The following is a 13,483-nucleotide window of genomic DNA, read 5'->3' as shown; positions in this document are numbered from 1 at the left end:
CTCCGGTCGCCGTGCCGTGGCTGCCCGGCACGGCGACCGGAAGACTGCGTGGCGGCGGCCTCGCTGACCTAGCCGCCGCTGACCACCGCCGGGAGCCGCGCGGACTCCTCGTCGGTGAACAACCGGGATCGAATCAGGAATCGTTGTCCCGTCGGCGATTCCACGCTGAAGCCACTCCCCCGACCGGGCACCACGTCCACGGTCAGGTGGGTGTGGCTCCAGTACTCGAACTGGGACTGCGACATCCAGAACGGGATGGCCTGCGCCAGGCCGGCATCCAGCTCGGCCAGACGGACGTCGGCGCCACCGACCCGGAACTCGCCCAGCGGGTAGCACATCGGCGCCGACCCGTCGCAGCACCCGCCGGACTGGTGGAACATCAGCGGTCCGTGCAGCTGGGTGAGCTCGGACAGCAGGGCCACCGCCTTGGGCGTCAGCGCGACCCGGGCCACCGGCTCCGGCGCCGTGGCACCGGCCGCCGGTTGACCCGAGTCCGCCGACATGCGCTGCGGCATCAGAAGAATCCGACCGCGCTCTGGGCGTAGGACACGAGCAGGTTCTTGGTCTGCTGGTAGTGGTCGAGCATCATGTGGTGGTTCTCCCGGCCGATGCCGGACTGCTTGTAACCGCCGAACGCCGCGTGCGCGGGGTACTGGTGGTAGCAGTTCGTCCACACCCGGCCGGCCTCGATGCCACGACCGGTCGCGTAGGCCTGGGCCCCGCTGCGGGTCCACACCCCGGCGCCCAGCCCGTACAGGGTGTCGTTGGCGATCTTGAGGGCGTCGTCGGGATCGGCGAACGAGGTCACGGCCACGACCGGACCGAAGATCTCCTCCTGGAAGACCCGCATCGAGTTGTCGCCCTCGAAGATCGTCGGCTGGACGTAGAAGCCCCCGGCCAGATCGCCTTCGAGGATGGTGCGCTCGCCGCCGGTCAGGACCTTGGCCCCCTCGGCCTTGCCGATCTCGATGTAGGACAGGATCTTCTCCAGCTGATCGTTGGAGGCCTGCGCGCCGATCATCGTCGTGGTGTCCAGCGGGTTGCCCTGGATGACCTTCTCGGTCCGGGCCACCGCGTCGGCCAGGAAGTCGGTGTAGATCGAGGACTGGATCAGCGCCCGGGACGGGCACGTGCACACCTCACCCTGGTTCAGCGCGAACATGGTGAAGCCCTCGAGCGCCTTGTCGTAGAACGCGTCCCGCTGCGCGGCGACGTCCTCGAAGAAGATGTTGGGCGACTTGCCGCCCAACTCCAGGGTGACCGGGATCAGGTTCTCGGACGCGTACTGCATGATCAGCCGGCCGGTGGTGGTCTCACCGGTGAAGGCGATCTTGCGGATCCGCTTGGAGGACGCCAGCGGCTTGCCGGCCTCCACACCGAACCCGTTGACGACGTTGACCACGCCGGGCGGCAGCAGGTCCCCGATGATCTCCAGCAGCACCAGGATCGAGGCGGGGGTCTGCTCGGCCGGCTTGAGCACGACCGCGTTACCGGCGGCCAGCGCGGGCGCCAGCTTCCAGACGGCCATCAGGATCGGAAAGTTCCAGGGGATGATCTGGCCGACAACGCCCAACGGCTCCTGGAAGTGATAGGCCACGGTGTCCGCGTCGATCTGCGAGATCGAGCCTTCCTGGGCCCGGATGGCGCCCGCGAAGTAGCGGAAATGATCGATGGCCAGCGGGATGTCGGCGGCCAGGGTCTCGCGGACCGGCTTGCCGTTGTCCCAGGTCTCGGCGACCGCGATGGTCTCCAGGTTGGCCTCGATGCGGTCGGCGATCTTGTTCAGGATGACCGAGCGCTCGGCCACCGACGTCTTGCCCCATGAGGGAGCGGCGTTGTGCGCGGCATCCAGCGCCAGCTCGACATCTTCCGCGGTGGACCGCGCGACCTCGGTGAACACCTGGCCGGTTACCGGGGTGACGTTCTCGAAGTACTGGCCCTTGACCGGCGGCGTCCACTCGCCACCGATGTAGTTCTCGTAGCGGGGCTTGAAGCTGACCTTGCTGCCCGGCTGCCCCGGAGCTGCATAGACCGTCACATCGACCTCCTTGTCGCTTCCCCACGGCCCACCTGGGCCGTGCGATGGAGGAACCGTAGAAACGGCATCGTTGCGCCAACGTTGCGCGCGGGTGAGCGCGATCACGTGATCGCGCTCACCCGCGGGGGGCCGTGGACGACCGCGAATTACCAGAGTTGGCGGTAGGTCGCGGCGGCCTGCGTGTTCCCCGGTTCCCGGTCCTCGGGGTACAGGCTGAACAGCGAGTCCCCGTAGCCCGGGACGTTGAAGTAGATCTCGTACTCGACCTTGCCGGCGGCGGGGGTGCGAGACCCGTTGGCCAGCAACCAGTCGTGCACGAAGGCGATGAACGCGGGTGAGTCACCCCCGCCGGAGGCGTCGCCGGCCCTGCTGTCGTTGCCCCATTCCGGCAGGGCCATCGGCTTGCCGTGTTCGGCGGCGAACCGGCGGAAGGTCTCCGGCCCCCTGGGCCCACCCCGGTCGGTCGCTTCCCATTTCGCCTGCAGCTCTTGCGCGGTGTTGGCCCACGGCCAGAAGTTGTACTGGTCCACGCCGATCACGTCGACGACCGGGTCGCCCGGGTAGAGCGTGCGTACGTCGTACTCGTAACTGGACCCGGCGTTGGGGCACCAGACGATTCGCGCGCCCGGGAAATGCTGCCGGGCCAGACCGGCCCAGCGGACCCAGGCCGCTTTGAAGTTCGCGGTGTCGGCCGGGGTGACCCGCCAGGGGTACCACGAGCCGTTGAACTCGTGCGCGAACCGTAGGTACACAGCGCCGGCCGGCCGATTGCCCCAGGACGACCGCAGCACATCGAGCTGGTCGATCCACCGCGAGTCGTAGGCCCCGGCCGCCGCCTTGGCCCAACTCTCCCCGTCGAGCAACGCACCGAAGGCGTAGTCCAGCCGCGTGGCGTTGACGTAGGCCGCGAACTGCGGATATTGGCTGGGGCTGGCCACGTTCCAGCGCGGCGTGTCGATCGCATCCTGCGCGCTGTCCGTCGCCGCCCACAGCCCGACGATCTCCACGTCCCGGCCGCGCCAGGCGGCGAAGCTGCCGTCCTTGGTCGTGCTCGCGTCGGACTGCCCCGACCACCAGGTGCCGACCGAACCGGCGCCGGTGGTCGTGGAGCGCGGAGTCGGTGACCCAGTGGGCGATGCGGTGGTGGGTGAGTTGGTGGTCGACGGGGTGGAGGTGCGGCTGGTCGGGGTGGCGCTACCCGCGGTGGAGGCCGGACGGGTCGCGGTCACCGTCACCGTGCGCACCGAGGTCCGGGTGACCGTCACCGTCGATCCGCTGGGCAGCGACGCGTCGATGCGGTCCAGCCGGCAGGCCAGATAGCTTCGGTCGTCGGCCGAGTCGTCGCAGGGGTCTTTGCGGGCCGATGCGCTGGCCACCGAACCGATGAGCAGGACGCTGACCACCGTGGCGCCCAGAACCATCCAGATCTTGCGCATCGCGCTGTCCTCCCGCCCGGCGGATGGATGGCGCCGATCCCCGCGGCGTCACCATGAGGTTTACCCCGCGGGTAGCGCTGGCATTGGTCCATCAGTGACGGAGAGCGACCACTATCCGTCCTATTGTTGCGGATAGTAATCGGGCGACTCGCCCCGAACGGCGCGAGCGGAACTCCGCGGTGGCCCGCAAGGCCGGGAACCCGACGTCATCAGGGTCGGCCGGTCCGCCCACTGCGGTGCCGATCAGTGACGGATGAACCCGACGGCGTGAACTCCGCCCGGAACGAGCGAAATCCGGCCTGCGGGCCGCCCGAAGAGGCCGGGCCGGGCGACGGGGTCGGTCAGCGGGAGCGGACCGGGGCCGCGCCCAGTTCCCGCTCGATGCGCAACAGGTGCTCGACCAGCACCGGCTTGGTCGAGGGCGGCGCGAGCCGGACGGCGTGCCGCCAGATCAGCACGTCATCGCGGCTGCACGGCCGGTTGGCGAATCGCAGCACCGCCGGCGCATGGGCCGAACCCAGGACCGCCGAACGGATCTCGCGGTGCACCTCGTCCCGGGCGGCCTGCACCTCGGGTGATTCCGAGGACGGCAGCACCGGACCGGGGTAGGCCTCGACCGCGGCGGCGACATCGCCGCGCAACAGGCAGGCGCGCACCGTGTCGACGTCGGTCGTCAGCGCCGAGGTCAGCCGGTACGGGCGGCCGGAGAGCCCGAGCCCGGGCACCAACGAACGCAGCCGGCTCAGCTCGGCCCGCACGGTCACGGCGGCGACATCGCGCTCGTGCAGGGCGATGGCCAGCTGGTCGGCGCTGTACCCGGCCCGGTGCCGGGCGAGCAGGAAGAGCAACTCGGAGTGCCGCATGGACAGCTCCGTTCCGCCGGCGGGGTCGTTCTCCGCGCCGAGCAAGGCCCGGTCCCGACCCAGCACCGACAGCCGTTGCGTTCCGGCCGCCGTCAGCAGTGTCGGCCGGGCGGTGGAGCGTCGGGACGACTTGGCGGGCGGCCGGGTCAGGGCCAACATCCGCAGTTCGGTCTCGGCCGCCGCGGCCGCCGCCCGGACCAGACCGAGGACGGCCGGAGCGGCGACCTCGTCCCGTCCGGTGATGTCCAGCGCACCCAGCACCTCACCGGTGAGCGGGTCGTGGATGGGAGCGGCCGTGCACGACCAGCCGGCCACGTTGCTGGCGAAGTGCTCGCGGGCGAAGACCTGCAGGGCATGATCGAGTCGCATGGCCGCCGCCGGCGCATTCGTGCCGGCCACCCGCTCGTCCCAGCGAGCTCCGGCCACCCAGTTCATGGCTTCGGCGTGACGACGCAGCTGGGCATCGCCCTCCACCCACAGCAGCCGGGCGTCGGCGTCGGCGACGACGACGATCGCGCCGGCCTCCTCGGCCTCGTCGATCAGGAGCCGCCGCAGCAACGGCATCACCGACGCCAGCGGGTGCGCCGATCGGTAGGCCTCCAGTTCCCGGTCCAGCAGGTCGACCTCGGGCAGCACCCCGTCCGGGCTGACCCCGCTGGCCCGGGACAGGCGCCAGGAATCGGCCACCACCGGGCGGACGGAGCCGACCTCACCGGTGCTCAGGAAGGCGTCGTAGGCCCGTTCGAGCCGGTTGCGCTCACTGACCGCGTTCGACCCCTTGGGCAGCGCGAGGAACGAGGCGGGGGCCGGCCGGGTGACGCCCTCCCGGGAGCCCGCCGAGCGGCCGCTCGCTGAAGCCATAGGTTCCTCCGGATGGCGGGCAGCATCGTCGCTGGTCCGCAGCATGTCCGCCCAGGTTACCCGGCCCGGGCAAGCCGCCCCGAGCTGCGCAATCGGCCGCAGCGGTCGCCGCGCCGTCCGGGCGGCCGCACCAGCCGGGCCGGTCCGCCCCCCTGACCCCCCGGGCATGGCCGCTGACCAGGCGTTTCGTGTTCCGCGGGGGTGAGCATGTAGAGTCATCGCCGGTCCTGGAGCACATCCGGGGTCACGCGCCATTAGCTCAATTGGCAGAGCAGCTGACTCTTAATCAGCGGGTTCGGGGTTCGAGTCCCTGATGGCGCACTTCCGCAGATCAAGACCCTCACCGGGTCTTGGCCGGTGTCCGGCTCCTCGTCCTGTGGATTCATCGCACGGTTGATTGGTACCGGTCGAGGCCACGCAGCCTCACGGCACGTCCCAGGCCCGGCGCACCGATCCCGTCCGTCACGCGATGGTGGACCGGGCGGTCAGTTGAGTTGCCCTGCGGGCCAGAGCAAGATCTCGGTGACGGCCTCATGCTCGACGCCCGTACCGTTGTCGGCCGGCCCCCGTCGGATCACCGGATCCAGCCGCTCAGGCCGCCTGCCGGGCCGGGCCGTCTCGAGACCTTCGGGATCGGATGTCGGCTCGATGACCCCCTGACGACGACTCCCGCCCGGCGAGGGGTTGTCCGGGCCGCCTCCATCCCCAGCTTCCTGCCGTTGGCGACACGGATGGTTCAGTTTATTTCGTTATGCAAGCCGATCCGCGGTAGAGAGTGACCGGCGTCACTACCAACAGGATGATGACCGAGCACGTCCGCCATCCTGTGGTGAGCATCACCGGCTGTGACTCCCCTCTTCGTGAGTTGCATGCACTAACCAATGCCCTACCTCCGCCGGTCGTCGCGGCCAGCCGATTGGGGCCTCAGGTCAGGCCCGGGCACGCCAAGAGCGCGAGACCCGGCCACGCGGGTTGCCCGTCGGCCTCTGCAGGATCTCCCGAACCGTCGCCAAACATGGTTTCCCACAATACTTCTCGTGACTCCTGAACATGTCTCCACGGAGGCGGGTAGCCAGCATGACCGCCCGGCGGCCAGTCATGCGACCGGCGGAGTCCAGGCCCAGGCCCAATTCTGCGTATTGAGGCGAACTGAGACCTCTTGACGACTAGCTTGCTCTATGGTTGTATCTCGTTAGTAACTCGCTGAAAGTATGAGCACACTCACTGGAGAGACGATGCCCGAGCTGGTCCATGACGATCTGGCGCACCTCTGTGCCGGCGGTGTCAGCGTCGTCCTGGATACAGCGGGAGGCGGTCTCCCGACGGTCCTGTACTGGGGACCCGCTTTGAGTGAACTGTCGTCGGCAGATCTGGTCGAGCTCCGGCGAGCAACTCAGGCTCCGTTCGGCGATAGCCGCATCGACGTCCCCGAACGGGTGAGTGTGCTTCCCACCCCCGCCGAAGGGTGGGTCGGCCGCCCGGGAATCGCCGGAAGCTCGAATGGACAGGCATTCTCACCGCTGTTCCGACTTCTTGTGACCGAGATTGTCGAACGGAGCGAGACGGTGGCGACCGGTTTTCGCTATCACGCCGCCGACCCGACGGCCGAGCTGGACCTGGCCCTGGACGTCGAGTTGACCCACTCCGGACTGGTGCGGCTGCGGGCCGCGTTGATCAATCAGGGGTCATCGACCTATCAGCTGGACGGCCTGGTGCTGGCACTGCCGGTGCCGACCCGGGCCGATGAGCTGTTCGACTTCACCGGTCGGCATACCCGGGAGCGGTCGCCGCAGCGCTCACCCTTCCAGGTCGGTACCCACGCTCGCGAGTCCCGGCAGGGACGGCCCGGATTGGACTCTCCGTTCCTGCTGGCCGCGGGGACGACCGGCTTCGGTTGGGAGTCCGGTCAGCTCTGGGGATTGCACGTCGGCTGGTCCGGCAACCAGGTCAGCTATGCCGAGCGGATGTACAACGGGCTGAAGATGATTGGCGGCGGAGAGCTGATCCTGCCGGGCGAGGTACGGCTTGAACGTGGCGAAGGTTACGAATCACCCTGGCTCTACGGTGTCTTCGGCAGCGGTCTGAACGAGGTCAGTCGGCGGTTCCATCGGTTCCTGCGCTCGCGGCCCAGGCATCCGCGGACCGAGCGGCCCGTGCTGGTCAACACCTGGGAAGCGGCCTACTTCGACCACGATCTGCCGCGGCTGCTGGAATTGGCCGAGCGCGCTGCCCACGTCGGGGTGGAGCGATTCGTGCTCGACGATGGCTGGTTCCTCGGCCGTCGGCATGACTCGGCCGGTCTGGGCGACTGGCAGGTCGACCCCACCGTCTGGCCCAACGGCCTCAAACCGCTGATTCATCGTGTCGAAGAGCTAGGCATGCAGTTCGGCCTGTGGGTCGAGCCGGAGATGATCAACCTTGATTCCGAGCTCGCTCGTGAACATCCGGAGTGGATCTTCCGCGCCGGTGGACGGGAGGGCATCGCCACTCGGCAACAGCATGTGCTTGATCTGGGTCACCCGGAGGCCTACGCACATATCGCGGGGTGCCTGCACGCACTGTTGAACGAGTACAACATCGGCTACCTGAAGTGGGACCACAACCGGATGGTGGTCGAGGCGGGTCATTGGCCCACCGGCGTTCCGGGCGTGCATCGCCATACCTTGGCGGTCTATCGGTTGATGGACGAACTCCGAGCGGCTCATCCCGGTCTGGAGATCGAGTCGTGCGCGGGCGGCGGCGGCCGGATCGACCTGGAGATCCTCAACCGGACCGACCGGGTCTGGCCCAGCGACTGCATCGATGCCCTTGAGCGCCAACAGATCCAGCGGTACACCCAGCTCCTCCTCCCGCCGGAGCTGGTGGGCACGCACTTGGGTGACGCGGAGGCCCACTCGACCCGGCGTCGGCACCACCTCGGATTCCGGGCGGCGGCCGCCATCTGGGGGCACATGGGCATCGAGTGGGACCTGACCTCGACCAGTCCCGGCAAGCTGGACCAAGTGCGTCGCTGGGTCGAGTTGCACAAGCAGTTGCGCCCTCTGCTCCATTCCGGGGACGTTGTCGTCGGCGACCATCCCGATCCGGCCGTATGGATCAACGGTGTGGTCGCGGTGGACCAGTCCGACGCCGTCTTTGGCATCACCACCGTCGGTCGATCGGTCACCTTCCCGCCGGGCCGGGTCAGTCTTCCCGGCCTGGATCCGGTCAAACGCTATCGGGTGCAGCCCCTTCCACCGTCCGACCACTACCCCGGCACCAACCAGTATCCCGGTTGGTGGGACGAAGGCGTCGTCCTGTCGGGTCGAACCCTGCGCGAAGTCGGCGTGCAGATCCCCGCGATGTTCCCCGAGTACACCCATATCCTCCGCGCCCGCGCCGTGTCGGCGTGAGACCCGTCGGAGGTCCGCGGCGACCCCGCCGGCCACAAAGGAGTGAGTGAAGTGCCCACGACCGCCCTGCTCGAGAACGGAGGCACGACATGAGCGTCAGCAGCGCATCGGCTTCGACCCGTCCTGCCGCCCCGGTTAAGAAACGACGGGACATCGGCGATCTGAAGATTGCCCTTGTCTTCATCCTCCCGTGCCTGATCGGCTTCGGGCTGTTCTTCCTCTGGCCGACCATCCGGGGCTTCTACCTGAGCTTCACCAACTACGACGGCGGCAACAAGCCCGGCAAATGGGTCGGCCTGGCCAACTACCAGCAGATGCTGCACGACCCGGTGCTGGCCAAGTCCCTGTTGGTGACGGTCGAGTACGTGGTGATCAACATCGTCGTCCAGACCATTCTCGCGTTGATGATCGCGTTGTTGATGCAGCGGGTGGTCACGTCGACTCTTTCCCGTGGGACGTTGTTGACTCCCTACTTCATCGCCCCGGTGATCGCTGCCTTGGTGTGGTTCTGGATGCTCGATCCCAACCTGGGCATCGTGAACGTGATGTTGGAGAAGTTGGGTATCGGCAGCATCTCGTTCTTCGGGAGCAGTACCTGGGTGATTCCAACCATCGCCTTGGTCAACGTGTGGAAGTACATGGGTTATACCGCCCTGCTCATCTTCGCCGGCCTGCAGACCATCCCAACCAGCGTCTACGAGGCCGCATCCCTGGACGGCGCCGGCGAAGTGAAGCAGTTCTTCAAGATCACCCTGCCGCTGCTTCGACCGGTGATCGTGCTGGTGCTGATCACCTCCGTGACCGGGTCGTTCCAGGTCTTCGACACGGTGGCCGTGACCAGTAAGGGCGGACCGGCCAACTCGTCGAACGTCATCCAATACTACATCGTCGACCAGGCGTTCAACCGCAGCCACTTCGGTTACGGGTCAGCCATTTCCGTGCTCTTGTTCGTCATCCTGGTGGTCGTTGCGCTGATCCAGTTCAAGGCGCTGCGCGGCCGCGAGTCGGACCTGGCCTAGGAGAACTCGATGACTTCACACAATCCGCCGGTGTCGATCGAGGCGCTGGACGCGCACGACGACATCCAGCACGGGAGCCACCCCGAACCGAAGGAGGGCCGACGGTTCTCCTGGGGACGGCTGTTCGTCTGGGTGGTTGCGATCGGATTCATGTTTGTAACCCTGTTCCCGTTCTACTGGATGGCGCGGACTGCGTTCTCCAACGGCGCGCTGCTGGCCACCGAACCGGGAAGTCTGCTGCCGGTCGACCCGACCCTGGGTGCGTTCAAACGGGTCCTTGGTCTGGGCACGATCGAACAGGCGCAAGCCGAGGGTGGTTCCGGCGCATCGGTGAACTTCTGGCTCGCCCTGCGGAACTCGATCATCATCGCCACCACCGTGACAATCGGCCAGACCCTGTTCTGCGCGATGTCCGCCTACGCCTTCTCGCGCCTGCAGTGGCCGGGACGCGACGTGGTGTTCGGAGTGTTCCTGGCCGCCCTGTTCGTGCCACCGATCTTCACCAGCCTGCCCAACTTCATCCTAATGAACAACCTCGGCCTGTTGAATACCCTGCCCGGCATCATCCTGCCGACTCTGTTCATGACCCCGTTCGCTGTGTTCTTCCTGCGGCAGTTCTTCCTCGGCCTGAGTCGGGAGGTGGAGGAAGCGGCGAAGATCGACGGCGCCGGGAACTTCCGGATCTTCTTCCGGCTGATCGTGCCGATGAGCGCGGCACCGATCACCACCCTGGCGATCCTGACCTTCATCAACACCTGGAACGACTACCTGTGGCCGTTGCTGATCGCCCGGGACGAGTCGGCCCAGACCCTCATCCTGGCGCTGGGCATCTTCCGCTCCCAGACCCCGGGTGGGTCACCGGACTGGCCCGGCCTGATGGCCATGACCCTGCTCGCGGCCCTGCCCATCATCATCCTGTTCATCATCTTCGGGCGGCGCGTCGTGAACTCCATCCAGTTCTCGGGCATCAAGTAACCGCCTCGCCAGCAAGCGTTTTCATCACCGGACGGCCTTGGCCTTCCGGGGCGGTCACCGCGACTGCACCGACATCGGCCACGTGGCCGTCAACCCCGGGGTCACTCGACCCGTCTCGGCCGAGAGGCCCAAGAAAGGAAAGAATCTCGATGAAGAGAACCCGTGCGGTGCGGTCGGCGTGGATCGCCGGTACCGCTGCCCTGGCCATGATCCTGACGGCCTGCGGGAGCAGCAGTGACAGCAGCAGCGCGAGCGTGTCGGTCGGCGGTGGCGCCGCCGCGACCGCGGTGACCGGTGACGTCTCGGGAAGCATCGACTACTGGTTGTGGGACTCCAACCAGCTGCCCGCCTACCAGGAGTGTGCCGACGCCTTCAGCAAGAAGTACCCGAACGCCAAGGTCAACATCACCCAGTACGGCTGGGACGACTACTGGGCCAAGATCAACAACGGGTTCACCTCCGGCACCGGACCGGACGTGTTCACCAACCACCTGTCCAAGTACCCGGAGTTCGTGAACAAGCAGTACATCCTCAACCTGTCCGACGCGCTCAAGGCCGACGGCGCCGACAAGGACATCTACCAGAAGGGCCTGCTGTCGCTGTGGACCGCCCAGGACGGCGGAATCTACGGCCTGCCCAAGGACTTCGACACCATCGGCTTGTTCTACAACGAGGACATGATCACCGCGGCCGGCTACACCGACGCGGACCTGCAGAACTTGACCTGGAACACCACCGACGGCGGCACGTTCGAGAAGTTCATCGCCCACATGACCATCGATGCCAACGGGGTCCGCGGTGACGAGCCCGGGTTCGACAAGACCAACATCAAGACCTACGGATTCGGCCAGGAGAACCTGACCGACGGTAACGGCCAGACCCAGTGGAGCCCGTTCACCGGCAGTAACGGCTGGACCTACACCGACAAGAACCCGTGGGGCACCCAATTCAACTACGGCGACGACAAGTTCAACGAAACGATGACCTTCTACAAGTCGCTGTCCGAGAAGGGCTACTCCCCGACCATCGACAAGACCGTCGGCGTGGACACCGGAACTCAGCTCGCCGCCGGCACCTACGCCACCATCTTCGAGGGGGACTGGAACACCAGCAGCTACCTGGGCAAGGGCGTGAACCTGAAGATCGCGCCGACCCCGATCGGCCCGAGCGGCGAGCGCGCCTCGATGTTCAACGGCCTGGCCGACTCGGTCAACGCCGGCACCAAGAACCAGGCCGCGGCGGTCAAGTGGGTCGAGTTCACCGGGTCCCAGGAATGCCAGGACCTCGTCGCCGCCAAGGCCGTCGTGTTCCCGGCCATCCCGGCCTCGACCGACAAGGCGGAGGCCGCGTTCAAGGCCAAGGGCGTGGACATGTCCGGCTTCCTGGTGCAGGTCAAGGACGGCACCACGTTCCTGTTCCCGATCACCGACCACGCCGCCGACGTCACCGCGATCATGGCCCCGGCCCTGCAGGGCTTCATGAGCGGCCAGGCCGACGTCAGCTCCTTCAAGGACGCCAACGACCAGGTCAACGCCCTGTTCCAGTAGCACAAGGTTGCCCCGGCGGGAGGACCCGCCGGGGCACCGGCGGGCCGGACGCGGCGCCGTCCGCAGGCATGCCGTTCGGCGCCAAGTGTGACCGATGATCACGGGGGTCGGAGCTTGTCCACCAACTTGGTTCCACCAGTTAAAGTACTGGACATGTCCGAGCGGACCGAGTCCTTTCCAGCCCTGTCCGAGGGCTCCCGGGCCGCGCTCGTCCGGCTGCTGGTCCATGGCCCGGCGTCCCGGGCCGATCTGGCCCGGCGGCTTCGTCTCTCACCCGCGAGCCTGACCCGGATCGTGCGCACGCTGGAGGACAGCGGCCTCGTGGTGGAGTCCGAGACCACCGTGCCGCAGCGGATGGGTCGCCCGTCCCAGGCGATGGAAGTCAACGTTGACGCCGTCCACCTCGTCGGCATCAAGCTCCTGGCCGGCGAGATCAATCTGGTTCGCACCGACATGCGCAGCACGGTGCTCGGCCACCGGACCATCCCTCTGCAGACCGTCCCGCTGGATCCGGCCATCGACCGGATCACCGAAGCCATCCTGGCCGAGGTGGCGGTCGATCCGGCCGTCGGAGCAGTGGGGATCAGCCTGGCCGGGCCGGTGGATCCCAGTTCGGACATGGTCACCCACTCCCCTTTTCTCGGCTGGGAGGACGTACCCCTGGCTCGCTTGGTCAGCGAGCGAACGGGATTGCCCACCGTGATCGAAAATGACGTGCGGGCGCTGACCGCCGCCGAGCATTGGTTCGGCGCAGCCGCGGGCGCAACCGATTTCGTCTTGGTCACCATCGGCGCGGGCATCGGCTGCGGGGTCGTGATCGGTGACCGGTTGGTTGACGGCAACACCGGTGGCGCAGGCCAGATCGGGCACCTGCCGATCACCCCGTCCGGGCCGTTGTGCGAACGTGGTCATCGCGGCTGCGCCCGGTCGTACTTGGCGTCCTCGGCGATGGTCGGACAGGCGTCCATGGCCCTGCACCGGCCCGATCTCACCTATGCCGAACTCGTGTCGTTGGCCCACCAGGGCGAGCGGGTCGCCAGCCGGGTCGTGCGGGATGCCGGCTACGCGTTGGGCACCCTGATCGGACTGGTGACCGCGATCACCGCGCCCAGCAAGGTGATCATCTCCGGTGAGGGGGTCACGATGGTCCCGCTGGTCATGGACGTCGTGCAGGAGCGGGCCAGCGAGGTCGAACACTGGGCCGTGCCCGATGTTCCCATCGAGATTGCCGAATTCGGCTTCGTGGAATGGGCCCGCGGCGCTGCCGTCATTGCCCTGCAGCAACTACTGGAAGCGGCCATTAGCCCCGCCTGATCGACCGCAACGGCACATCGCCAGGCCTCCCGTGACCC

General features: G+C 67.3%; 9 protein-coding genes and 1 tRNA gene. 6 read left to right on the top strand and 4 right to left on the bottom strand.

Going from position 1 to position 13,483, the window contains the following annotated elements:
- Positions 1 to 68 precede the first annotated feature (68 nt).
- The 4 genes from NAMU_RS08885 to NAMU_RS08870 form a co-directional block, all read right to left on the bottom strand.
- Entirely contained in the window at positions 69 to 503 is a 435-nt protein-coding gene (locus tag NAMU_RS08885) for a DUF779 domain-containing protein (RefSeq protein WP_052307867.1), read from the bottom strand.
- 11 nt (positions 504 to 514) lie between these two features.
- Entirely contained in the window at positions 515 to 2,038 is a 1,524-nt protein-coding gene (gene exaC, locus NAMU_RS08880) for an acetaldehyde dehydrogenase ExaC (RefSeq protein ID WP_015747071.1), read from the bottom strand.
- A 146-nt stretch (positions 2,039 to 2,184) separates the two neighbouring features.
- Entirely contained in the window at positions 2,185 to 3,474 is a 1,290-nt protein-coding gene (locus NAMU_RS27170) for a glycoside hydrolase family 26 protein (RefSeq protein WP_015747070.1), read from the bottom strand.
- A 341-nt stretch (positions 3,475 to 3,815) separates the two neighbouring features.
- Complete coding sequence (locus NAMU_RS08870; RefSeq protein ID WP_015747069.1) at positions 3,816 to 5,198, bottom strand: GAF domain-containing protein; 1,383 nt, start codon at positions 5,196 to 5,198, stop codon at positions 3,816 to 3,818.
- 248 nt (positions 5,199 to 5,446) lie between these two features.
- Between NAMU_RS08870 and NAMU_RS08865 the strand changes: the two genes are divergently transcribed.
- The 6 genes from NAMU_RS08865 (at position 5,447) to NAMU_RS08840 (ending at position 13,445) form a co-directional block, all read left to right on the top strand.
- Positions 5,447 to 5,519: transfer RNA gene (locus tag NAMU_RS08865), tRNA-Lys, on the top strand.
- A gap of 914 nt (positions 5,520 to 6,433) precedes the next feature.
- Positions 6,434 to 8,590, top strand: coding sequence for an alpha-galactosidase (locus tag NAMU_RS08860; RefSeq protein ID WP_015747068.1), 2,157 nt, complete (start codon positions 6,434 to 6,436; stop codon positions 8,588 to 8,590).
- A gap of 89 nt (positions 8,591 to 8,679) precedes the next feature.
- Entirely contained in the window at positions 8,680 to 9,609 is a 930-nt protein-coding gene (locus NAMU_RS08855) for a carbohydrate ABC transporter permease (RefSeq protein ID WP_015747067.1), read from the top strand.
- Between the two features lie 9 nt (positions 9,610 to 9,618).
- The gene (locus NAMU_RS08850) at positions 9,619 to 10,584 is read left to right on the top strand and encodes a carbohydrate ABC transporter permease (protein WP_015747066.1); all 966 of its coding nucleotides are present in this window, start codon (positions 9,619 to 9,621) and stop codon (positions 10,582 to 10,584) included.
- A 149-nt stretch (positions 10,585 to 10,733) separates the two neighbouring features.
- Entirely contained in the window at positions 10,734 to 12,131 is a 1,398-nt protein-coding gene (locus NAMU_RS08845) for an ABC transporter substrate-binding protein (RefSeq protein WP_015747065.1), read from the top strand.
- 114 nt (positions 12,132 to 12,245) lie between these two features.
- Positions 12,246 to 13,445 (top strand): ROK family transcriptional regulator, encoded by a 1,200-nt coding sequence (locus tag NAMU_RS08840; protein ID WP_138180035.1) that lies wholly within the window; start codon positions 12,246 to 12,248, stop codon positions 13,443 to 13,445.
- Positions 13,446 to 13,483 lie beyond the last annotated feature (38 nt).

Origin of the sequence: Nakamurella multipartita DSM 44233 (genome assembly GCF_000024365.1) — a bacterium.
Taxonomy (GTDB): domain Bacteria; phylum Actinomycetota; class Actinomycetes; order Mycobacteriales; family Nakamurellaceae; genus Nakamurella; species Nakamurella multipartita.
Note: the sequence above shows the minus strand (reverse complement) of the source record. Positions and strands in the feature narration are given on the sequence as shown.

Coding starts and splice junctions, on each gene's coding strand:
- NAMU_RS08885 (WP_052307867.1), bottom strand. CDS start 503: ATGTCGGCGGACTCGGGTCAACCGGCGGCCGGTGCCACGGCGCCGGAG.
- NAMU_RS27170 (WP_015747070.1), bottom strand. CDS start 3,474: ATGCGCAAGATCTGGATGGTTCTGGGCGCCACGGTGGTCAGCGTCCTG.
- NAMU_RS08870 (WP_015747069.1), bottom strand. CDS start 5,198: ATGGCTTCAGCGAGCGGCCGCTCGGCGGGCTCCCGGGAGGGCGTCACC.
- NAMU_RS08860 (WP_015747068.1), top strand. CDS start 6,434: ATGCCCGAGCTGGTCCATGACGATCTGGCGCACCTCTGTGCCGGCGGT.
- NAMU_RS08855 (WP_015747067.1), top strand. CDS start 8,680: ATGAGCGTCAGCAGCGCATCGGCTTCGACCCGTCCTGCCGCCCCGGTT.
- NAMU_RS08850 (WP_015747066.1), top strand. CDS start 9,619: ATGACTTCACACAATCCGCCGGTGTCGATCGAGGCGCTGGACGCGCAC.
- NAMU_RS08845 (WP_015747065.1), top strand. CDS start 10,734: ATGAAGAGAACCCGTGCGGTGCGGTCGGCGTGGATCGCCGGTACCGCT.